The organism is Actinomadura meridiana (genome assembly GCF_039537545.1).
Lineage (GTDB): Bacteria > Actinomycetota > Actinomycetes > Streptosporangiales > Streptosporangiaceae > Spirillospora > Spirillospora meridiana.
Genome location: NZ_BAABAS010000004.1, coordinates 961,905 through 982,917, shown reverse-complemented (window position 1 = coordinate 982,917; position 21,013 = coordinate 961,905). Strand labels below are relative to the sequence as shown.

At 71.3% G+C, this 21,013-nt stretch carries 19 protein-coding genes; 7 read left to right on the top strand and 12 right to left on the bottom strand.

Annotated elements, in window-relative coordinates:
- Window positions 1-38: 38 nt before the first annotated feature.
- Entirely contained in the window at window positions 39-1,166 is a 1,128-nt protein-coding gene (locus tag ABD808_RS08675; protein ID WP_344892511.1) for a DUF2637 domain-containing protein, read from the bottom strand.
- Window positions 1,167-1,406: 240 nt separating this feature from the next.
- Window positions 1,407-2,048, bottom strand: coding sequence for a dioxygenase family protein (locus tag ABD808_RS08670; RefSeq protein WP_344892508.1), 642 nt, complete (start codon window positions 2,046-2,048; stop codon window positions 1,407-1,409).
- Window positions 2,049-2,306: 258 nt separating this feature from the next.
- On the opposite strand from ABD808_RS08670, the gene ABD808_RS08665 reads away from it, so the two are divergent.
- The 4 genes from ABD808_RS08665 to ABD808_RS08650 all read left to right on the top strand — a co-directional run bounded on the left by ABD808_RS08665 (window position 2,307) and on the right by ABD808_RS08650 (window position 5,658).
- Window positions 2,307-3,281: an AraC-like ligand-binding domain-containing protein gene (locus tag ABD808_RS08665; RefSeq protein WP_344892505.1), complete on the top strand. Its 975-nt coding sequence runs from the start codon at window positions 2,307-2,309 to the stop codon at window positions 3,279-3,281.
- A 137-nt stretch (window positions 3,282-3,418) separates the two neighbouring features.
- Window positions 3,419-4,207 carry a DUF427 domain-containing protein gene (locus ABD808_RS08660; RefSeq protein ID WP_344892502.1) on the top strand — a complete coding sequence of 263 codons (789 nt, stop codon included), beginning with the start codon at window positions 3,419-3,421 and terminating at the stop codon, window positions 4,205-4,207.
- Window positions 4,208-4,324: 117 nt separating this feature from the next.
- Entirely contained in the window at window positions 4,325-5,029 is a 705-nt protein-coding gene (locus ABD808_RS08655) for a Crp/Fnr family transcriptional regulator (protein ID WP_344892499.1), read from the top strand.
- Window positions 5,030-5,097: 68 nt separating this feature from the next.
- Window positions 5,098-5,658: a TetR/AcrR family transcriptional regulator gene (locus ABD808_RS08650; RefSeq protein WP_344892496.1), complete on the top strand. Its 561-nt coding sequence runs from the start codon at window positions 5,098-5,100 to the stop codon at window positions 5,656-5,658.
- Window positions 5,659-5,669: 11 nt separating this feature from the next.
- Here the strand turns inward: ABD808_RS08650 and qcrB are convergent, their stop codons facing one another.
- The 5 genes from qcrB to ABD808_RS08625 form a co-directional block, all read right to left on the bottom strand.
- The gene (qcrB, locus tag ABD808_RS08645) at window positions 5,670-7,349 is read right to left on the bottom strand and encodes a cytochrome bc1 complex cytochrome b subunit (RefSeq protein ID WP_344892493.1); all 1,680 of its coding nucleotides are present in this window, start codon (window positions 7,347-7,349) and stop codon (window positions 5,670-5,672) included.
- A gap of 158 nt (window positions 7,350-7,507) precedes the next feature.
- A complete protein-coding gene (locus tag ABD808_RS08640; protein ID WP_344892490.1) occupies window positions 7,508-8,146 on the bottom strand; it encodes a hypothetical protein in 639 nt (212 codons plus the stop codon).
- A 146-nt stretch (window positions 8,147-8,292) separates the two neighbouring features.
- Window positions 8,293-9,252 carry an NrfD/PsrC family molybdoenzyme membrane anchor subunit gene (nrfD, locus tag ABD808_RS08635; RefSeq protein WP_344892487.1) on the bottom strand — a complete coding sequence of 320 codons (960 nt, stop codon included), beginning with the start codon at window positions 9,250-9,252 and terminating at the stop codon, window positions 8,293-8,295.
- On the bottom strand, window positions 9,249-10,040 hold the full coding sequence (locus tag ABD808_RS08630) for a 4Fe-4S dicluster domain-containing protein (protein WP_344892910.1): 792 nt from the start codon (window positions 10,038-10,040) through the stop codon (window positions 9,249-9,251). Before ABD808_RS08630 ends, nrfD begins: the two co-directional genes overlap by 4 nt.
- A 149-nt stretch (window positions 10,041-10,189) precedes the next feature.
- The gene (locus ABD808_RS08625) at window positions 10,190-11,326 is read right to left on the bottom strand and encodes an acyl-CoA dehydrogenase family protein (RefSeq protein ID WP_344892484.1); all 1,137 of its coding nucleotides are present in this window, start codon (window positions 11,324-11,326) and stop codon (window positions 10,190-10,192) included.
- 71 nt (window positions 11,327-11,397) lie between these two features.
- Between ABD808_RS08625 and ABD808_RS08620 the strand changes: the two genes are divergently transcribed.
- Window positions 11,398-12,003 carry a TetR/AcrR family transcriptional regulator gene (locus tag ABD808_RS08620; protein WP_344892481.1) on the top strand — a complete coding sequence of 202 codons (606 nt, stop codon included), beginning with the start codon at window positions 11,398-11,400 and terminating at the stop codon, window positions 12,001-12,003.
- A 6-nt stretch (window positions 12,004-12,009) separates the two neighbouring features.
- On the opposite strand, the gene ABD808_RS08615 is transcribed toward ABD808_RS08620, so the two are convergent.
- From ABD808_RS08615 to ABD808_RS08600, 4 genes are all read right to left on the bottom strand, one after another.
- Complete coding sequence (locus tag ABD808_RS08615; protein ID WP_344892907.1) at window positions 12,010-12,579, bottom strand: GTP-binding protein; 570 nt, start codon at window positions 12,577-12,579, stop codon at window positions 12,010-12,012.
- An 88-nt stretch (window positions 12,580-12,667) separates the two neighbouring features.
- Window positions 12,668-13,039: a DUF742 domain-containing protein gene (locus tag ABD808_RS08610; protein WP_344892478.1), complete on the bottom strand. Its 372-nt coding sequence runs from the start codon at window positions 13,037-13,039 to the stop codon at window positions 12,668-12,670.
- Window positions 13,040-13,046: 7 nt separating this feature from the next.
- Window positions 13,047-13,490, bottom strand: coding sequence for a roadblock/LC7 domain-containing protein (locus tag ABD808_RS08605; protein ID WP_344892476.1), 444 nt, complete (start codon window positions 13,488-13,490; stop codon window positions 13,047-13,049).
- Window positions 13,490-16,039 carry a sensor histidine kinase gene (locus ABD808_RS08600; protein ID WP_344892472.1) on the bottom strand — a complete coding sequence of 850 codons (2,550 nt, stop codon included), beginning with the start codon at window positions 16,037-16,039 and terminating at the stop codon, window positions 13,490-13,492. Before ABD808_RS08600 ends, ABD808_RS08605 begins: the two co-directional genes overlap by 1 nt.
- A 256-nt stretch (window positions 16,040-16,295) precedes the next feature.
- Here ABD808_RS08600 and ABD808_RS08595 point away from each other — a divergent pair, with 256 nt between their 5' ends.
- Window positions 16,296-17,807 (top strand): M20/M25/M40 family metallo-hydrolase, encoded by a 1,512-nt coding sequence (locus tag ABD808_RS08595; protein WP_344892469.1) that lies wholly within the window; start codon window positions 16,296-16,298, stop codon window positions 17,805-17,807.
- A gap of 78 nt (window positions 17,808-17,885) precedes the next feature.
- Here ABD808_RS08595 and ABD808_RS08590 read toward each other — a convergent pair whose 3' ends face one another.
- Entirely contained in the window at window positions 17,886-18,272 is a 387-nt protein-coding gene (locus tag ABD808_RS08590) for an LLM class oxidoreductase (protein ID WP_344892466.1), read from the bottom strand.
- Window positions 18,273-18,327: 55 nt separating this feature from the next.
- On the opposite strand from ABD808_RS08590, the gene polA reads away from it, so the two are divergent.
- A complete protein-coding gene (gene polA, locus ABD808_RS08585) occupies window positions 18,328-20,970 on the top strand; it encodes a DNA polymerase I (RefSeq protein ID WP_425548898.1) in 2,643 nt (880 codons plus the stop codon).
- The last annotated feature ends 43 nt before the right edge of the window (window positions 20,971-21,013 follow it).

The window sequence follows — 21,013 nt, the reverse complement described above, 5'->3', positions numbered from 1 at the left end:
GAACCCCAAGGCCCGCGCGCGCGGACCTGGCGGCGGGGTCAGACGCGCCAGGACCGGACGAGCGCGTCCAGCGTCGCCTGGTCGTAGGAGATGCCCTGCGACCTGAGTTCCTCCGCGACCAGCGCGCCGTCACCGGCGTGCTTGGCCAGCAGCCGGTACACCGCGTACGGGAACCAGTGGTTGTCGCTGATCCGCTGGATGGTGGCCTCGTCGCAGACGTGGCCCTCGGCCTGGACCTCGGCGAGGGTCCCGGCGACGTCGCCGTGACGGCGTTCGAGGACCTCGATGACCAGGGAACGCAGGGTCTCCGGGTCGGGGGCGGCGTGCTTCGCGACGTGCTCGTCGGCGGCCGTGTCGTAGGCGGGGCTCGTGTCGTAGGCGGGGCTCGTGTCGTAGGAGCCGCGGCCGTTGAGGCCGCCGCGCGCGGCGGCGCTGACGACGGCCAGTTCCGACTCGGGCTCAGGGGCGGGCTCCGGCTCGGGAGCGGGCGTGGCGCTCTCGGCGGCGGCTCGCGCGGGTGCGGCCTTGCCGTTCGTGGCGGCCTTGCCGTCCCCGGACGGCTCGCCCGGCTCGATCGCCTTCCCGGCGTGGCCGGGAACCTGGATCTGCGGGAACGGGCCGGTGTTCCGCAGCGGCATCAGCGTGATCTGGTTCAGCGTGACGGGTCCGGCGATGGCGCGCGTCTGCGTCGCGGGCTGCTCCGGCTCGGGGCTCTCGCTGTCGCGCGCCACATACCGGTGCAGGGTCCGCAGCAGCACGAACAGGCCGAGCATCGACACGATCGGCGGGACGGCGGCCGTCGCCTGGTAGGAGAACGTCTTGTGGCCGACATGGCCGACGTTGAAGACCAGGCTGGCCGTCCACCCGGCGAGGGCGATGGTCAGCGGCAGGAAGAAGTCGAGCCAGCTCAGCAGGGCGCGGCGGCGCAGCACGAAGGCGTCGACCGCCAGCAGGAACAACCCGAGCTCGCCCACGATGATGAACAGGTCGACCATCAGGGGAAACGACTCGGCCTTCCAGCCTCGCAGGCCGTGCTCCAGGGCCCAGTGGTAGAGGCCCGCGTACGACTGGGCGAACCCGCCCGCGGTGGCGGTCAGGACCGCGGCCGCCATGAAGGCGATGGCCCCCCAACGTGTGACGACCTGTGCCCTGTTGCCAGCGCTCATGCGGCGTGTGCTCCCAAGAATCCCTTACACAACCAAGTGTGATCGGGGGGAGACTATCCATTCCCTTGACGGTCCGTGGGGGATTCGGATCACGTCGTGGTTGCGGTTGGCACGTCGGGAGCACGGCGGTTGGCGCGTCGGGAGCACGTCCTGATGGGCGGACGTCCCCGCCGGGGCGCGCCGGTGCCCAGGCGGGGACTGGATTCCGCGGGAGCTACGGATCCTTGTCGGCGGGACCGGTCAGCTGATCACGAAGTCGATCGTGGCGGTCTTGCCGTTCTGGTCGGTGCCCATCGTCATCAGCAACCGCGGGTCGAAAATGGTGTCGGTCTGGTTACGCGGCTCGTTCGGGAAGTACGTCTGCGTCGTGAGGATCCGCCCGTTCGGCCGCTGGAGCTTCACGTGGATGTGCCGCGTGCGCCCCGGGTAGAGGCCGGGCACGATCGTCGTCAGCTTGTACCGTCCCTGGTCGTCAGTGAACTGGTGGCCGCGGAACACGTAGCCGACGTTGTCGTAGTTGCCGCCGTTGTCGGCCTGCCAGAAGTCGAGCAGGGCGTGGGCGACCGGCTTGCAGTCCTGGGTGTAGACGATCCCGCTCATGGTCAGGTACGTGCCGGGCTTGCCGGACCTGATGTCAGAGCGCTCCGGCGAACCCGGGCTGAAGTAGGGGCCCTCCGTCTGCGGCGGGGTGGGCTCGTCATCGCCGTCGGTGCACTTCGGGGTCAGTTCGAGCCTGCCCGTCGGGGCGCTGCGGGTCTCGGCCTGCGCCGAGGTCGCGACGGACACGGCGGTGGGGACCGCCAGCGCGCCGATGCCCGCGGCGACGATGAAGTTCTTGCGGCTGATGCCGGATTGCAGCTGTTCCTGCTCGTCCTCTGGCATGGGGGGGATTCCTCTCGAGATGTTCCGGCGGCACGGGATCTTCCGGCCCCCGGCTGGCGGGGCTCCCAGGGAGTGCGTCGCGACATGTATAAGCCGGTCACGAGGGGTTGGTCTTGGGTTTCCGTGCCGGACATTTGGCGTCGAGTGACAAAGCCTGCGGCGAGCCTCGTGCCGACTCGCTCATTGACCTTCATGACGCCCCGTAGAAACCTGGCGGGTGGCGTCCGAGACCCCCCGCCCGCCCACCAGAGGAGCGTCATGCCTACGCTCGTTGACACCTCGGACCATCCTGCCCAAGATCAGGCCGATTACTGGCGTCACCTGATCACCTCGGCTTTCGGTCCTTTCCATATCCAACCCCGCCTGGCCGGGCCGTTCGCGGCCCGGCTGTCAGCCCGAACCTTCGGCCCCGTGGAGGCCGGAGACGTGTACGCCCCGCCGCACGTGGTGCGGCGCAGCTCCCGCCAGATCGCCCACGACACCAGGGAGTGCTATAAAGTCGGTCTCGTTCTGCGCGGCTCCTGCGTACTGCGCCAGAACGGCCGTCACACTCGCGTCGGTGTCGGTGACGTAGTGTTCTACGACCTCACCCGCCCGGTCGAGATCTGTTTCGACGCGCACCACATCTTCACCGTCGTGATCCCGCACCGGGCCGTCCCGCTGCCGCCGGAACGTCTCGCGGCCTTCGGCGGCATCCTGCTCGCCGAACAGTCACGGCACGGCCGGCTCGTCTCCTCCCTCCTCGGCGCCCTCGCCGAGGACGGCGACGCCGACGGCGCCGCGGGGGACGAGCCCTACGCCCACCATCTCGGCGGCGCCATCGTCGAGCTGGTGACCGGGGCGGCCAGCGAATGGCTCGGAGCGCCCCCCTCCCCGTCCCCGGAAGGGGCGGAGATGCTCCGCGCCATCAAGGAATGGATCGAGGCACGACTGCACGATCCCGCGCTGTCGCCCGCCACGATCGCCGACGCACACCACATCTCCGTCAGGCAGCTGTACCGGGTGTTCCAACCCGCGGGCACGACCGTCGCCCGCTACGTCCGCACCCGTAGGCTCGAACACTGCCGCCGTGAGCTGGGCGACCCGTTCCTCGGGACGCAGCGCATCGGCGCCATCGCGAACCGCTGGGGGCTGCCCGACGCCGCCGCCTTCAGCCGGGCCTTCCGCGCCGCCTACGGCGTGACCCCGACCGCCTACCGTGCCGCCACCACCGGCATCCTGCGGGACGGCTGATCCCTTTCGCGCGCTCCGGACCGGCCGGTCCGACCGGCCGGTCCGGAGTGAGCGGAGAACGTTCCCGTTTCCCGTGCGCGGGGCATGCGAGACGATGCCCCGGGAATGGGAGACACAGGAGCGTTGGGAGATCTGACATGTCGCTGACCATGCGGCCGGGCCCGCTCGCGGGCTCGCCGGGAGACGAGGTCAACTTCACCATCGACGGGCCGAAGCATCGGCTGTTCATGCACGACTTCCCCCGCCGCGTCCGTGCGCGGTTCGCGGGGGAGACCGTGCTGGACACCGTGCGCGGCCAGCTGTTGCACGAGACAGGTTTGCTGCCCGTGTTGTACGTCCCCGAGGAGGACGTGCGAACCGATCTGTTGGAACGGACTAACAAGACGACGCACTGCCCGTTCAAGGGCGACGCCGCCTACTGGACGATCCGTGTCGGCGACCGGGCCGCCGAGAACGCGGTGTGGGCGTATCCGGAGCCGAAGCCCGAGTCGGCGTGGCTGCGCGGTCGCATGGCGTTCTACTGGGATCCGATGGACGCCTGGTACGACGAGGACGAGGAGGTCCGTGGCCATCTGCGCGACCCGTTCCACCGCGTCGACGCGCGGGCGTCGTCGCGACGCGTCCGGGTGCTGCGGGACGGCCAGGTCATCGCCGAGACCGACCGGCCGACGCTGGTGTCGGAGACGGGCCTGCCGAACCGGTTCTACATCCCGGCCGAGGACGTCCGCCGCGACCTGCTCCGTGAGAGCGCCACGCGGACGGTGTGCCCCTACAAGGGCGAGGCGACGTACTGGTCGCTGGACGACGCCCCCGACGCCGCCTGGTCGTACGAGGAGCCGCTCACCGACGCCGCCAAGATCGGCGGTCTGCTGTCCTTCGACCACGAGGCCCTGACGATCGAGGCCGACCCGCCCCGGGAGGGCTGACGGTTCCGCCGCGTCGTGTCCAGCCCCGGCCTGGCGCGGGCCCGCGCGTCCCGTGCCCGGGTGACGACTTCGGGTTACTGTTCTGGTAGGCCCTCAGGCAGGTAAGGGAGGCGGTTGGTGGCACCGTACGCGGCGTCCTCCCCGCGTCCGGGATTCTGGGCCGCGCTGGACCCGGCGCAGCGGTCGGCGCTGCGCGCGTCCGGACGCCCCCGGCAGTACCCGGTGAAGACGCCCCTGGTGTACCAGGGGGACGAGTCCGACCACGTGATCATCATCGAGCGCGGCTGGGCGAAGGTGACCTCGTCCACCGAGGACGGCCATGACGTGGTGCTGGCCGTCCGGGGGCCCGGCGACCTGATCGCCGAGAGCGCCGTGCTCGGCGGCCGGACGCGGTCGGCCACGGTGACCGCGCTGTCGCCCGTGCGCGGGCTGGTGGTGCCCGCCGCGCGCTTCACCGGCTTCCTGGACGAGCACCCCGACGTGTGGATGCTCGTCACCGGCACCTTCGTCCAGCGCCTGGACGACTCGGACCGGCGGCTGACGGCCCACATGAGCAGCCGCGGCCCGCAGCGGCTCGCGGCGCTGCTGACCGATCTGGCGGAGCTGTCGTCGCAGCACGCCCCGCCCGCGCCGGACGGGTCGATCGAGATCGGCCCGCCGCTGTCCCAGGAGGAGCTCGGGAGCTGGATGGACGCCTCCCGGGAGACGGTCGCCCGCGCGCTCAACGGGCTGCGCCGCAAGAACCTGATCCGGACGGGCTGGCGCCGGATCACCGTGGTCGACCTGTCGGGCCTGCGCGAGTTCGCGAAGGAGACGGACTGACGGTCACTTCCCGGCGAGGCGGCGTGGCGCGCGAGCGAAACTTGTCAATGGCAAGATAGGATCGGGGCATGACCGAGCGGCCGAGCTATCACCATGGTGATCTGCGCCGGGCCATCGTCGCGGCGGCGGTCGAGGCGATCACCGAGCGCGGCCCGGCCGACTGGAGCCTGCGCGAGCTGGCCCGCCGCGCCGGGGTCTCGCACGCGGCGCCCGCGCACCACTTCGGCGACAAGGCGGGCGTGCTGACGGCCGTCGCCGCCGAAGGCTACACCCGGTTCGCGGACGCGCTCGAAGCCGCCGGGGACGACCTGCACGAGACCGGCCTCGCCTACATCCGCTTCGCCGTCGGCCACCGGGCGTACTTCGAGGTGATGTTCACGCCCGCGCTGTACCGACCCGACGACCCGGACCTGACCGCCGCCCGCTCCCGCGCCGACCGCGTCCTCGCGCGGGGCGTGCACGGCGTCTCACCCGGTGACCCTGGTGCCGAGCGGAACGCCGGGCTCGCCGCCTGGTCGATCGTTCACGGCTTCGCGCACCTGTGGCTGAGCGGCGCCATCGCCGACGAGCTGGGCGACGACCCGGTGGCCGTCGCCCGTCCCGTCATCGGCCGCCTGTTCGAGCGCTGACCCCGGCCGGGCTAACCCTGGTCCGAGCTGGAACCGGTGATCGCGTGCTGGTCGCTGTCGCCGTTCCCGTTGCCATTGCCGTGCCGTTCGGGGACGGCGACCAGGTCAGCCCTGAACCGGCGGTTGAGCGCGGCGCGCACCCGTTTCACCCCGCTTCGGGCGCGGGGGCTCTGCACGCCCTCGACATCCGGCGGCACGTCCAGCGGGACCGCCGCCGCCGGACGCGGGTCGGTGATCGCGGCGATCTCCTTGTCCGGCATGGGCCGCTCGACCTCGCTGAAGCGGCCGTCCGGCGACATGCGGATGATTCCTGTCTCCAGCCCGTGCTCGGCGATGCCGAGGTCGCGGCGTTGCAGGCCGACGCAGATGCGGTAGGCGATGATGTAGCCGAGGACCGGTCCAAGGAACACCAGGACGCGGAAGATCCAGGTCGTCCAGTACAGCGAGATGTGGAACTTGTCGGCGATGACGTCGTTGCCGCCCGCGAGCCACAGCACCCCGTAGAACACGACGCCCGCGATGCCGAGGCCGGTGCGCGCCGGGACGTCGCGGGGTCGGTCCAGCAGATGGTGGATCTCGTGGTCGCCGGTCACCCAGCGTTCCAGGAACGGGTACGCGGCGAGCCCGCCGATCAGCACGCCGAGCACCACCAGCCCGGGGATGGCGACGCTGAGCGAGATCGTGTGGCCCCACAGGCCGATCTCCCAGGGCGGCATGATCCGCAGCCCGCCCTCCAGCCAGCCCATGTACCAGTCGGGCTGCGACCCGGAGCTGATCGCGCCCGGGTCGTAGGGGCCGTACAGCCAGACGGGGTTGATCTGGACGAACGCGGCCAGCAGCGCCGCCGCCCCGAGCACCCACAGGAAGAACGCGGTGGTCTTGGCGATGAAGACGGGGAAGAACGGGTAGCCGCGGACGGTCCTGTTCGAGCTGCCCTTGCCCGGGAACTGGGTGTGCGTCTGCCGCCATGTCAGCACGATCGCGTGCAGCGGGATCAGCGCGGCGAGCAGCGCCGGGATCAGCAGCACGTGGATCACGTACAGGCGGGGGATGACGTCCGAGCCCGGGAACTCGCCGCCGAACAGGAACATCACCGCATAGGTGCCGACGAGCGGGATGGACAGCGTGATGCCCTCAAGGACGCGCAGCCCGGTGCCGGACAGCAGGTCGTCCGGCAGCGAGTAGCCGAACAGCCCGTTGAACATGACGAGGACGAGCATCACGAGGCCGATCAGCCAGTTCAGCTCGCGCGGCTTGCGGAACGCGCCGGTGAAGAAGTTGCGCAGCAGGTGGATGAGGATCGCCGCCATGAAGATCAGCGTCGCCCAGTGGTGCAGCTGCCGGACGAACAGTCCGCCCCGCACGTCGAAGCTGATCTTGAGCGTGGAGGCGTACGCCTCGCTCATCTCCACGCCCTTGAGCTTGGTGTACGAGCCGTTGTAGATGACCTCGTGCATGCTCGGCTTGAAGAACAGCGTGAGGAACACCCCGGTCAACAGGATGATCACGAACGAGTACATCGCGATCTCGCCGAGCAGGAAGCTCCAGTGGTCGGGGAACGCCTTGCGCATGGACTTGCGGAGGAAACCGGTCGAGCCGAACCGTTCGTCGAGCGCTCGCGCGGTGCCGTCCACGGACCGGGGCGGCCTGCGCCCGCCCGTGTCGCCGACGACCCGTGAGTTGCCCGCCATCGCCACGTCACACTCCTCGCCGTGTGGGACTCTGCGCCTCTAGGCATGAAGACCAATTACGGCGACAGAATGTGACATGCCGAAGATGTGCGGCCCGTCACACGTGGGCCGGGCCCGTCACCTTGGGACGGACGCCCATCAACTGGGACGGACGGCGCTCAGCAGGCGGGCACGGCGAGGCGGCTGCGACGCTCGTAGCGGGGCCGCCAGCGCGTCCGGTAGACGAGCCGGATCGGCGGCGGCAGCAACCCGAGCACCGCGCGATGGGTGGGCTCGGGCACGCCGTCGAGCAGCCACGGCAGGAACACGCGCAGGCCGCGGAGGCCGAGTTCGCGGCGGAACTCGACGTCGAACGTGCCCCACTCGTACGGCGTCAGCGCGTGCGGGATCAGCGGCAGGACGTCCGACTCCTTGAAGTCCAGCAGCGTGCCCACCGCCACGCGCAGCTCCCGCGCGTACAGGGCGAACATCAGCCGGTCGCGCCGCTTCAGCGCCGCGTCCACGGCGTCCATCAGCGGCAGGACGCGCAGCGCCTGCAACTCCATGGCGTCGAAGACCGCCGGGCCGTGCACCGGTTCGAGGTCCACGGCGGCCATCACCGCCCAGAGGGTGCGTTTCTCCGCGACGTCCTGGACGCGCCAGTGACGGGTGAACAGCGCCCAGCTGTTCGCGACCGCAGTACCGGTGAGCGCTCCGTCCGCCATCGCGGCGGCCTCCATGCGGGCCGTGTCGCGGCGGAACGCGGCGTACGCGGCGCGCAGCATCGTGAGGTCGAACCGGCGTGGCTCGCAGCCCATGCCGCCTCCCAAGCTTTCCCGACCGGGTGCCCCGTGGGAGTGGGCACCCCTAAGAGAAGATGGATCCGGCGCACGGTTTGTGACGTGATCCAGAGTTCGACTCCTGTGATCTGCCCCACCGTCGCGGGAGTATTCGGGCGGCGGGCCTATCCGGCGGCGACCCGTTCGCGTTGCGGGACGACGGTGTACTTCGGGTCCCGTGCCGACTGCATTCCGGCGTAGAACACCCCGAAACGGGTGCAGGCCGAGCCCGCCAGGAGCGCCGCCCCGCTGAGCGCCGCCGCGCCGCGTTTACGCCCGCCGAGCAGGGCGCCCCCGGCGGCGCCCGCGACCGACAGGATCTCGCCCGCGCGCACGAACCGGCCGGCCTTACCCGTCTTGTACGGCTCGGCGGCCATTCCGGCTCGACGCTCCAGCGACTTCGCCGCCGCCAGTTCCACCGCCGCGCCGAGAACCGCCACGGTGCGCATCGGTCCCGTCTCGCGGACGGGGGCCGCGACCAGCGCCATCCCGGCCGCGGCCCCCGCGGCCGACCCCACGAACACGAACGGCAGCTCGCGGTGCCCCTCATGCCAGGCGGGCACCGCCGTGTCGGCGACCAGCACGGCCGTGTAGGTGGCGACCGCCGGGCCCAACGCCGCGGCGCTCGCGGTGGCCGTTCCGCCGAGGCGCGAGAAGAGGCCGGTGACGTCCAGGACGGCGGCGGCCCCGGCGGCGGGACCGTAGGCGGCCAGCAGCCACGAACCCACGCTCATCGGCGAGGTCGGCTTCATGACGCGCAGCATGTTGGCGAACCGCGCGGGGCGCCCGAGGTCGTGGATCAGCGCGGCCGTCGACCCGCCGATCGCGGCCAGCGAGGACAGCTTCAGCGCTCGCGCCGCCACCGGCCGCCCGGTGAGCTGCGCGCCCGCCGCCAGCAGCGAACCGGCCCCGGCGAGGCCGCCGAGGAACAGGTACATGGCGACGTCGGACGCCTTCCACACCGGCGGGTTCAGGATCGGCTTGCCGTAGTAGGAGGTGAACTCGGCGTCCGGGACCATGGCCTTCTCGCCGCGTCCGCCCTTCTTACGGCGCCTGCCCTTTCCGTCGTGACGCCCGGCGCTCATCGTCCGCCTCCCGCGCGGCCGTGGACGGCGAAGGCCGCGACGACCCCGCCGAGCAGCCCGGCGGCGGCGAGTCCCGCGTGCCGCCACATGGACGGCAGGTCGCGGGTGGTGACGACGGGATCCGGGGGCAGCCCGTACACCTCCGGCTCGTCCAGCAGCAGGAAGAACGCGCCGTCGCCGCCGACGCCGTCGTCCGGGTCGTGGCCGTACAGGCGCGCGTCGTCCACGCCCTGGTCGTGCAGCTGGTCGACGCGCAGCGCGGCACGCTCGCGCAGCTCGTCGAGCGGGCCGTACTGGATGGACTCGGTGGGGCACGCCTTCGCGCACGCCGGTTCCATGCCCACACCGATCCGGTCGTAGCACATCGTGCACTTCCACGCCCGGCCGTCGCCCTCGCGCCGGTCGATGACGCCGTACGGGCACGCGGGCACGCAGTAGCCGCAGCCGTTGCAGATGTCCTCCTGGACGACGACCGTGCCGAACTCGGTCCGGAACAGCGAACCGGTCGGGCAGACGTCCAGGCAGGCGGCGTGCGTGCAGTGCTTGCACACGTCGGACGCCATCAGCCAGCGAAGGTCACCGGCGGCGCCGGTCTCCGCGCGGCCCATCGGCTTGTCCTGCTCGATGAACGCGACGTGCCGCCAGGTGTCGGCGTCGAGGCCCTGCGTGTTGTCGTAGGACATGCCGGTGAACTCCAGGCCGTCCTCGGGGACGCCGTTCCACTCCTTGCACGCCACCTCGCACGCCTTGCACCCGATGCACACGGACGTGTCGGTGAAGAACCCCATCCTGGGTGGCGCGTCGGGGGGCGGCGCGATATCGGGCGCGGCTCCGGCTAGCAGGTTCCGTCCGACCAGACTGCCCATCCCGCAACCCTTCCATCCGCGGCCCCGGACCCTGTCCGACTTCCCACGGACGCCCCGGCTACACCTCGCGGTCAAAGGCGCCTGGAGATGACCAGGCGCTGGATCTGGTTGGTGCCCTCGAAGATCTGCATGACCTTCGCCTCCCGCATGTAGCGCTCGACGGGGAAGTCGCGCGTGTATCCGGCGCCGCCGAACACCTGGACGGCGTCGGTGGTCACCTTCATCGCGTTGTCGGTCGCGACCAGTTTGGCGATGGCCGCCTCCCGGCCGTAGGGGCGGCCCGCGTCCTTGAGCCGCGCCGCCGCCAGGTACGTCGCGCGGGACGACTCGACCGCCGCCGCCATGTCGGCGAGCACGAACGCGAGCCCCTGGTGCTCGATGATCGCCCGGCCGAACGCCTCGCGTTCCCTGGCGTAGGCGACGGACGCGTCCAGCGCGCACTGGGCGAGGCCGGTGGCGACGGCGGCGATGCCGAGGCGCCCGGCGTCGAGCCCGGCCAGCGCGATCGACAGACCCTGCCCCTCGGCGCCGATCAGGTGGTCCGCCGGGACGCGGGCGTCGACGAGCCGGACGGTCGCGGTCGTCGACCCGGTCAGGCCCATCTTCTCCTCGGGCCGGTCGAACTCCAGGCCCGGTGTGCCCGCGGGGACGTGGAAGCAGGAGATGCCGCGCCCGCCGTCGTCGGACGTGCGCGCCATGACCGTGTAGAAGTCGGCCTCGCCGCCGTGGGTCGTCCACGCCTTGGCGCCGTTCAGGACGTAGGAGTCGCCGTCCCGGACGGCCCGCGCCCGCATCGCCGCCGGGTCGGAGCCCGCGTGTGCCTCCGACAGGCAGTACGCGCCGAGCCGCTCGCCCGACAGCAGGTCGGGGAGCCACCGGGCGCGCTGCTCGTCCGTCCCGTAGGAGAACAGCGGGAAGCAGGACAGTGAGTGGACGCTCACGCCGACGCCCACGCTCGCCCACGCCGTGCCGATCTCCTCCAGGGCCTGCAAGTAGATATCGTACGGCTGAGCGCCGCCGCCGAACTCCTCCGGGTACGGCAGGGTCAACAGCCCGGCGCGGCCCAGCGTCGTGAACACCTCGCGGGGGAACGTCGCGGTGCGCTCGGCGTCCGCAGCCCGTGGCGTCAGCTCCTTCGCGGCGATCTCGCGGGTGAGCGCGAGGAGGTCCTCGGCCTCGGGGGTGGGCAGATGCCGGGTGGCGGGCATGGCGGCTCCTTTCGCGGACTCCAACGGTACCAACTTCAGTACTGGAGAACCGCTTTTGGTACCGTCCGGTCATGACCTCCGTGGACGACCGGCTGCGGGCCCGCGCCACCCGGGCCGCGCAGCGGCGCGAGGCGCTGATCGACCGCCTCATGGACGTCTTCCTCGACCGGGGGTTCGCCGGGGTCGGCGTCGCCGAACTCGCCGCGACCCTGCGCTGCTCGAAGAGCACCCTGTACTCCGTCGCGGCCAGCCGGGAGCAGATCGTCGTGACCGTCGTCCGCGCGTTCTTCCGCCGCGCGACCGGGCGCGTGGAGGCCGCGCTGGAGGCGACCGCCGCCCCCGACGCCGATCCGCGCGAGCGGGTCGGCGCGTACCTGCGCGCGATCTCGGCCGAGCTGGCGCCCGCCTCGCCCGCGTTCTTCGCCGACCTGGACGCGTTCCCGCCCGCCCGCGAGATCTACAAGCGGAACACGCTGTGGGCCGTCCAGCGTGTGCACGGGCTCGTTCGGGAAGCGTCGCCCGACGGGGACAGCCTGTTCGTCGGCGCCGTCGCGGGCCAGGTGATGGAGGCGATCCACCGGGGCGAGATCAGGGCGCAGACGGGACTGGACGACTCCGCCGCCTACACCGAGCTGGCGTCCCTCATCGTCGCCCGGATGGGCGCCCTTCCCGCCTGAGCCGTGTCACCGCCGGGACGACTGGAGGGCGTGCTCGACGAGCGTGACGAGGATGCTCTTCGCCGAGTCCCGGTGCCGGACGTCGCACAGCAGGATCGGGACGTCCGGGTCGACGTCCAGCGCGTCCTGGATCTGGTCGACGCGGTAGCGGCGGGCGCCGTCGAACACGTTGGCGGCGATGACGAACGGGATCCGGCGCCGCTCGAAGAAGTCGATGGACGCGAAGCTCGTGCTGAGCCGCCGCGTGTCGACCAGCACGATCGCGCCGACCGCGCCGTAGGAGATCTGGTCCCACATGAACCAGAACCGTTCCTGTCCTGGCGTCCCGAACAAGTACAGCCGGACGCCGCCGGAGAACGTCAGGCGCCCGAAGTCCATGGCGACGGTCGTGGTCGTCTTGCTCGCCAGGCCGTCGAGGTCGTCCACCCCGACGGAGGCGTCGGTCAGGGTCTCCTCGGTGCGCAGCGGGCGGATCTCGCTGACCGAGCCGACCAGCGTCGTCTTGCCGACGCCGAAGCCGCCCGCGACCAGGATCTTCAGGGTGTGCAGCGGGACGTCGGCGTCCGGCGCGTACATCCCGGTCGACGGGGCCGCGACCGGTGGCGGGGGAACCGGTGTGCGCCGCGGCGCCGACGGCGCGGTGGACGCTTCGCCAGAGGCGGGATTAAAGGCGGCGGAGTTCATCGAGCACCCTCATCAGGATTCGTGGGTCGGGGCGATCGGGTTGCTCGGCCGGTGCCGTCTCCTCGATCAGCCCGTACTGGAACAGGTCCTCCAGGAGGATCTGCACGACCCGGAACGGCAGGTCGATCTCCGAGGCGAGGTCGGCCGGGGTGGACGGCCGTCGGCACAGCTCAAGCAGCCGCCGCTGCTCGCGAGACAATGAGAACTGTTCGGCGGGGCGACCGGTCGCGACGAGGATGGTCACCAGGTCGATGACGATCCCACGGGGGCGGGTCCGCCCCCGTGTCACCGCGTACGGTCGAACGACCGGGCCCGCGTCCTGCCCGATCCAGCGCTCTCTGGGAGTCTCCACGGCGGGTTCAGCCCGATGTGCCCGAGCGCAACGGCGGATCCTGCGAGTCGGCCGTGCCGCGCGGCGACGCCGCCAGCTGCCGCCGCACCCGCTTGATCAGCATCGTGGTCTCGTAGGCGACGAGGCCGGCGTTGCCGCCCGCGTCGCTGAGCACGGCCAGGCAGCTCCCGTTGCCCGCGGGCATGACGAAGAACAGCAGGCCGTCCAGCTCGACGACCGTCTGCCGCACCTGCTTGGCCTGGAAGTGCTCGCGGGCGCCGTTGGCGAGGCTGTGGAACCCCGACGACAGAGCCGCGAGGAACTCGGCGTCCTGGCGGGTGACGCCGCCTGAGGCGCCCATGACGAGGCCGTCCCTGGACAGCAGGACGGCCTGCTGCACTTCGCCGACCCGCCGGACCAGATCTTCGAGGAGCCAGTCGAACTCGCCGGTGGCGTGACCGTTTGGCGTCATCATTCCCCCCATTCATCGAGTGGGTCCGGGTCGTCCGACTCGTCGTCGACGACCCGGCCGCGCAACCATCCGGACTGTAGTGAGGACATCAGATCGCGGCTGAGCTCCGGGCTCGGCTCCTCGAAGTCGTCGTCCGGCGCGGCGGGCACGGCGGGCACGGCGGCGGGAGCGGCGCGCTCGGGCGCGGAGCCCTTGCGCAACTGCGGGGCGATGCTGCTCTGCCGCACCCGCTTCGGGAGCCGGCCGGTGATCTCGCTGGACTCCACCTCGGCCTCCTCCGGCTCGTCGGCGGGCGGGCGCGCCGCGCCGCCGTTGGGCCCGGCCCGGTCGAACACCTGCTCGGGCGGGTCGTACATCGACCCGGACGACTCGCCGACCGGTTCGGACGACTCGTACACCGGCCCCGGCTCGTCGTAGGACGGGGCGGGCGTCGGGACGACCCTCGGCAACCCCTCCGGCGCCGTCTCCAGCATCGGGTCGGGCGGCAGGTCGCGCGGGTCGGTCTTCGGCGAGCTGACGACCGCGCCGGGGAGCGCCGGACGGGCCGGGCGGCCGAGCCGCTGCTGCGTGTCGCCCGAGGCAAGCGCGGTCACCATCGTGCGGGCCGTGCCGGGCGGCGCGCCGCGCGACAGGTCGTCGTCCAGCGTGACCAGCGCGTGCGGGATGAGCACGACCGCGGTCGTCCCGCCGTACGCCGACGGCATCAGCGACACCTTGACGCCGTGCCGGGCGGCGAGCCGCGCGACGACGAACAGGCCGAGCCGCTCGGTGTCGACGAGGTCGAACTCGCCGTCGCCCGCGAGGCGCAGGTTGAGCTGGTCCAGCTCGTCGGGGTGCAGGCCGATCCCGCGGTCGATGACCTCGACGGCCAGGCCGTTGGCGACGGTCTCGACCTTGACGGTGACCTCGGTGGTCGGCGGGGAGAACACCGCCGCGTTCTCGATCAGCTCGGCGAGCAGGTGGATGATGTCGGCGACGACGTCACCGGTCACCGCCACGGTCGAGCTGCCGCTGATCTCGACGCGGGTGTAGTCCTCGATCTCGGCGATCGCGGCGCGCGCCACGTCCTCGGCGGCGACCGGATGGTCCCAGGCCCGGACGGTCGGCGACCCGGCGAGGATGACCAGGCCCTCGGCGTGGCGGCGCATGCGGGTGGTGAGGTGGTCGAGCCGGAACAGGTCGTCGAGCTCCTCGGGCCCGGCGGCGCGGCGTTCCATCTGGTCGAGCAGCCTGAGCTGGCGGTGCAGCAGCGACTGGCTCCGCCAGGACAGGTTGATGAACACCCGGTTGATGCTCGCGCGCAGGTCCGACTCGGCGACGGCGGTGGCGACGGCGGTCCGCTGGACGGTGCCGAACGCCTCGCCGACCAGCGCGATCTCCTTCGTTCTCCCCGTTGTCGGTGGTGGCGACTCGGCCTCCACGTCGACCTGTTCACCGCGCCGCAGCCTGCCGACGACCCGGGGGAGCCGTTCGTGGGCGAGGCGCTGCGCCGACTCCTGGAGTTCGCGCAGCTCGGCGGTGAGCCGCCGCGCGAACATCAGCGACAGGACGACCGAGGCGACCACGCCGAGCAGGCCGACGACGCCGATCAGGTAGAAGCCGAGCATGACGCGGCGTCCGGCGGGCTTGACGTCCTCGTTGTTCACGACCGTCTCCGCCTTCGCGGCGGCGCTCAACCACACCGGTGACAGGGCCTCGATGGAGGCCCGCCATTCCCGCAGGTCGGGGACGAGGCCGTTGTTCACGACGTTGTTCTCCAGCGTCGTATATGACGTGAACTCGGACGAGTTCGCCAGATCGTACATGATCCGTTCGATCTCGCCGTCGGCCTCGGCGCGGCCCAGTTCGAAGTACTGGCCGCGGCTCTCCGCCCACGCCGCGAAGGCCGCGCGGTCGGGCGCGCTCATCGGCCCGGTCTCCTGCGTGGTCAGCAGCGCGTCCTCGCGGAGCATGAACTCGCGGGCCCAGTAGTTGTGCAGCAGGGCGGTGGTGTGCTGGTAGACGGTGATGTCGTCGACGCTCACCAGCGTGGTCAGCAGCCGGGTCGTGATGTCGGCGACCTTGCTGTACCCGTCGATGGCGCCGAGCGGCGTGGTGGCGCCGATCCCGACCCGCTCCCGCAGCGTCACCAGCTCGTTGTAGGTGTCGCTGAGCTTGCGCACGCGGACGGTCATGGTGTCGTCCATCGCGTCCCTGGTGCCCGAGGACAGGGCCCGTTTGCGGAACGCGGCCACCGCCGCGTCGGTCTTGGCGACCTGCGCGCCGAACCGCTGCCGGTCCGCGATCTTGAACCGGTGCAGCAGCTGGACGGCGGCGGCCCGCTCCTCCTGGAGCGCCTCGGTCACGGTCGTGCCGGGCACGGCGACGTTGTTGTACACGGTGGAGAAGTCGAAACGCTGGAACGCGTTGGACACCGTGACGGCGGCCGGGATGCCCCACTGCACGAGCAGGGCCGTCAACGGCACGGCGAGGAGCAGCGCGATCCTGCGCCAGATCGGATGCGTGCGCGGCCGCCCGTGCGTCCCGCCGGGCATCTCCGACTTCGACACTGGTCACTCCCATGCGTTGATCGGCCATCACCGAAGTTCACGGAGCCTATAGACGCTGACGTGCGAAAAGCCAGAGGGGAAACCGATTTAGGACAACTCTGTATTTTTCAGAACGCGGACCGCGACGCGCCGCTTACCGTCCGATTCCGGAAGAGGCCGATGTCGGCCGTCTTGATCGACAGATGATCCTTGTTGCGGCAAATGTCGCGTGGCAAGCTTCGGATGCTTCGTCCCCCCACCCATCGGAGACCGAGTCATGCGCAGAGCCGCGCTAGCAACGGTCCTCGGGCTGTCCCTCGCCGCCACCACCCTGGCGGCGGTCCCGGCCCAGGCCGCGCCGACACACTCGAAGTTGGCCACGCTCGTCAAGCTCAAGAACGTCCGCCATCACCAAAAGAACCTGGAGCTGATCGCGGACGCCAACGGCGGCAACCGGGCCGCCGGACTGCCCGGCAACGTGATCACTCTTAAGTACATCGAAGACCAGCTGAAACGGGCCGGGTACCACCCGACTGTCCAGAAGTTCTCGTTCGACTTCTGGCAGGAGAAGTCGGCTCCCACCTTTGCCGAGACCGCTCCCGGCCAGAAGACCTACGAGCCGAACACCGACTTCCAGACCCTCCAGTACTCCGGGTCCGGCGACGTCACCGCCGCCGCGACACCCGTCGACACGGCCGCGAGCGGCCTGGGCAGTGGATGCGAGCCCGAGGACTTCGCCGGCTTCCCCAAGGGCCACATCGCCTTGGTCCAGCGGGGCGGCTGCTTCTTCTCGGTGAAGACCGACAACGCCATCGCGGCGGGCGCCGCCGCCGTCGTCATCTACCAGCTCCCCGACCAGCCGGGTCCCGTCGCGGGCACGCTGACCACGCCGTACACCATTCCCGTCGTCGGCCCCACCAACGCGGTCGGCAAGGCCCTCGTCGAGCAGGCGCAGAATGGCGGCGTGACGCTGCGCGTCAAGACCGACACGTCCAACGAGAAGCGCGAGACCGCCAACATCGTCGCCGACACCGACCGCGGTAGGGGCGACAACGTCGTGGTCATCGGGGCGCACAACGACAGCGTCGCCGAGGGTCCCGGCATCAACGACGACGGGTCGGGCACCGCCGCGCTGCTGGAAATGGCCAAGCAGATCCGCAAGCTCCCTGCCAGGCAGCTTCACAACAAGGTGCGGTTCGCGTTCTGGGGCGCTGAGGAAGAAGGGCTGCTCGGCTCGCAGTACTACGTCGACAACCTCCCGCAAGCGGAACGCGACAAGGTCGCGCTGATGCTGGACTTCGACATGCTCGCCTCGCCGAACTACGTGCGGTTCGTCTACGACGGCGACAACAGCACGGGCGGCAGCACCGTCCCGCCGCCCGCCGGGTCCGGCGCCATCGAGAAGGCGTTCACCGACTACTACGCCAACCGGAAGCTCGCCACCGCCCCGACGGCCTTCGACGGACGGTCCGACTACAACGCCTTCATCAGCGTCGGCATCCCGGCCGGTGGCCTGTTCACCGGCGCGGAGGGCATCAAGACCGCCGAGCAAGCCAAGATCTACGGCGGGACCGCCGGTGTGGCGTACGACAAGTGCTACCACTCGGCCTGTGACCGTTACGACAACGTGAACCTGAAGGGCTACGACGAGATGCTCGACGGCACCGCCGCGGTGACCGAGCTCTTCGCGCACAGCACGTTGACGGTCAACGGCAACGAGTTCGCCCGCAGGCGCGCGCCCGCCAAGCTCGCGCCGCCCACCGTGATCGGCAGCTACAAGACCCTCTAGTCCCAACCGACTCCGCCTGGGGGACGCGTCCGCGTGCGGGCGCGTCCCCCGGCGATTGTCCGGCGGCGATTGTCGGGGTCAGCGGGACGGGAGCGCCTCGACGATCGCGCGCAGCGCGGGACGCGGGTCCCCGCCGGGCTCGGTCAGCGGGTGCGCCGCCACATGATCGGCGCCCGCGTCGAGATGTTCGGTGAGCCGCGCGGCCACCGCCGCCGGGTCACCGTGCGCGATCGTCGCGTCGACGACCTCGTCGGCACGCGAGGCCCACATGTTCACGATGCCGGTCGCGATCACTATCCGGTCGGTCGCCGCGAGCAGCCGCTCGGCGGTCTTCAGATCGCCGCTCGGTGAGCTGCCGATCCAGATCGTGCCATAACCGAGATCCTCGATGTCCTTGGCCAGTGCGGGGTCGAGCTCGTCCCCTCGGCGCCAGACGCCGAGCCGCCCCGAATCGATCTTCGTCATGTTCGCCCCCGACACCCCGTCCACCCATTTCATGCCCCCGTTCCCGGGTGCCAGGATGGGACACGTGACGGACCGGCCCTGCCTGCTGCTCCTGGACGGCCATTCCCTGGCCTACCGGGCGTATTACGCGTTGCCGGTGGAGAACTTCAGCACCACGGCCGGGCAGCCCACCAACGTCGTGTACGGGTTCGCGAACATGATGGCCAACGTGCTGCGCGACGAGCGGCCGTCGCACGCGGCCGTCGCGTTCGACGTGTCGCGGCGGACGTTCCGCACCGAGGCGTTCCCCGAGTACAAGGCGGGCCGGGCGCGGTCGCCCGACGGCTTCGGCAGCCAGATGGAGATCCTCGACCGGTTTCTCGCCACGATGAGCGTCCCGGTGCTGCGGGCCCCCGGCTACGAGGCCGACGACATCATCGCGACGCTCGCGACGGAGGCGGTGGCGGACGGCATGAGCGTGCTGATCGTCACCGGTGACCGGGACGTGCTCCAGCTCGTCAGCGACGACGTCACCGTCCTCTACTTCTACCGGACGGCCTCCGAGATGATCCGGTACACACCGGAGGCGGTGGCGGAGAAGTACGGGCTGACCCCGGCGCAGTACCCCGACTTCGCGGCGTTGCGCGGCGACCCGTCCGACAACCTGCCGGGCATTCCCGGCATCGGCGAGAAGACCGCCGCGAAGTGGATCCGCGAGTTCGGGTCGCTCGCCGCGCTGCTCGACCGCGCGGACGAGGTGAAGGGCAAGGCGGGCGAGCGGCTGCGCGCCGCGCTCGACGGCGTCCGGCTGAACCGGCGGCTGACCGAGCTGGTCCGTGATCTCGACCTCCCGGTCGTGCCGGACGACCTGCGGCGACGGCCGTACGACCTGTCCGCGTTCACGTCCCTGCTGGACGAGCTGGAGTTCCGCAACGCCAGCATCCGGCAGCGGCTCTTCGCCGCCGACCCGGGCGGCGGCCGTCCACCAGAAGCGGCCGGTCCCGAGCCGATCCGGGGACGGGAACTGGAGCCGGGGGAGCTGGCGGGCTGGCTGCGGGCCCGCGCGACCGGGCTGACCGGCCTGGCCGCCGAGTACACGTGGGCGCGCGGCGAGGGCGATCTCACCCGGATCGCCCTCGCGACCGGTGACGGTCACGCCGCCTCGTTCGAGCCTTCCGAGCTGACGGAGGGCGACGAGCGCGCGTTCGCGGACTGGCTCGCCGACCCCGCCCGCCCCAAGGCGCTGCACGACGTGAAGTCGCTGCTGCGCGTGACCGGCGAGCGAGGCTGGCGGCTCGACGGCGTCGCGGCCGACACCGCGATGGCCGCCTACCTGCTCCTGCCCGGCCTCGCCGCCTACGGGATCGCCGACCTCGCCGGGCGGCACCTCGGGCGGCGGCCGTCCGACGAGGGCGCGGCCGGGCTGATGCAGAACGCGCGGGCCGTCCTCGACCTGGCCGGGACGTTCGCCGCCGATCTCGCCTCTACCGGCATGGACGAGCTGTGGCGCGACGTGGAGCTGCCGCTGTCCGACCTGCTCGCCCGCGCCGAACGCGCGGGTGTCCACGTCGACGCCGCGCTGCTCGCCGAGTTGGAGGTCCAATTCGCCGCCGCGATGGAACGTGCCGCCGACGACGCCGCCGACATCGCCGGGCGCCGCTTCAACCCGGGATCGACGAAACAGCTCCAGGAGGTGCTGTTCGGCGAGCTGGGGCTGCCCAAGACCAAGAAGATCAAGTCGGGGTACTCCACCGACCTGGACGCGCTGACCTGGCTCGCCACCCGGACCGACAACGGCCTCCCGCAGGTCCTGCTGCACTATCGCGACCAGGCGCGGCTGCGCGCCACGGTCGCCGGGCTGATCAGGGAGATCGGCGCGGACGGCCGCGTCCACACCACGTTCCAGCAGACCGTCGCCGCCACCGGCCGCCTCACCTCGACCGAGCCGAACCTCCAGGTCATCCCCGTCCGGACGGAGGAGGGCCGCCGCATCCGCCGCGCGTTCCGGCCCGGCGCGGGGTTCGAGTCGCTGCTGACCGCCGACTACGGGCAGCTCGAACTGCGCGTCATGGCGCACCTGTCGCAGGACCCGACGCTGCTGGCCGCGTTCGAGTCCGGCGAGGACCTGCACACCACGATGGCCGCGCGGGTGTTCGGCGTCGCCCCGGACGCCGTCACCCCGGACCTGCGCCGCAAGATCAAGGCGATGTCGTACGGGCTGGCCTACGGCCTGTCGGCGTTCGGGCTGGCCCGGCAGCTCGGCATCGCGATGGCGGAGGCGCGGCCGCTGATGGACGCCTACTTCGAGCGGCTCGGCGGCGTCCGCGACTATCTCGACCACGTCGTCGCCGAGGCCCGCGTCACCGGCTACACCCGCACGCTCCTCGGCCGCCGCCGGTACCTGCCGCACCTGAACAGCGACAACCGGCAGCGCCGCGAGACCGCCGAGCGGATGGCGCTGAACGCGCCCGTGCAGGGCTCCGCCGCCGACATCGTCAAGATCGCGATGCTGCGGGTGGACGCGGCGCTGACCGCCGCCGGGCTGCGCAGCCGCCTGCTGCTCCAGGTGCACGACGAGATCGTCCTTGAGGTCGCGCCGGGGGAGCGGGCCGCCGTGGCGGAGATCGTCCGCACCGGGATGACCGGCGCCTACCCGCTGTCGGTCGGCCTGGACGTCGCCGTCGGCACCGGCGCGGACTGGGACGCCGCCGCCCACTGACGATCAGCCCGCCCCTGGGTAGGGGCCCTACCGGGAGGAAACC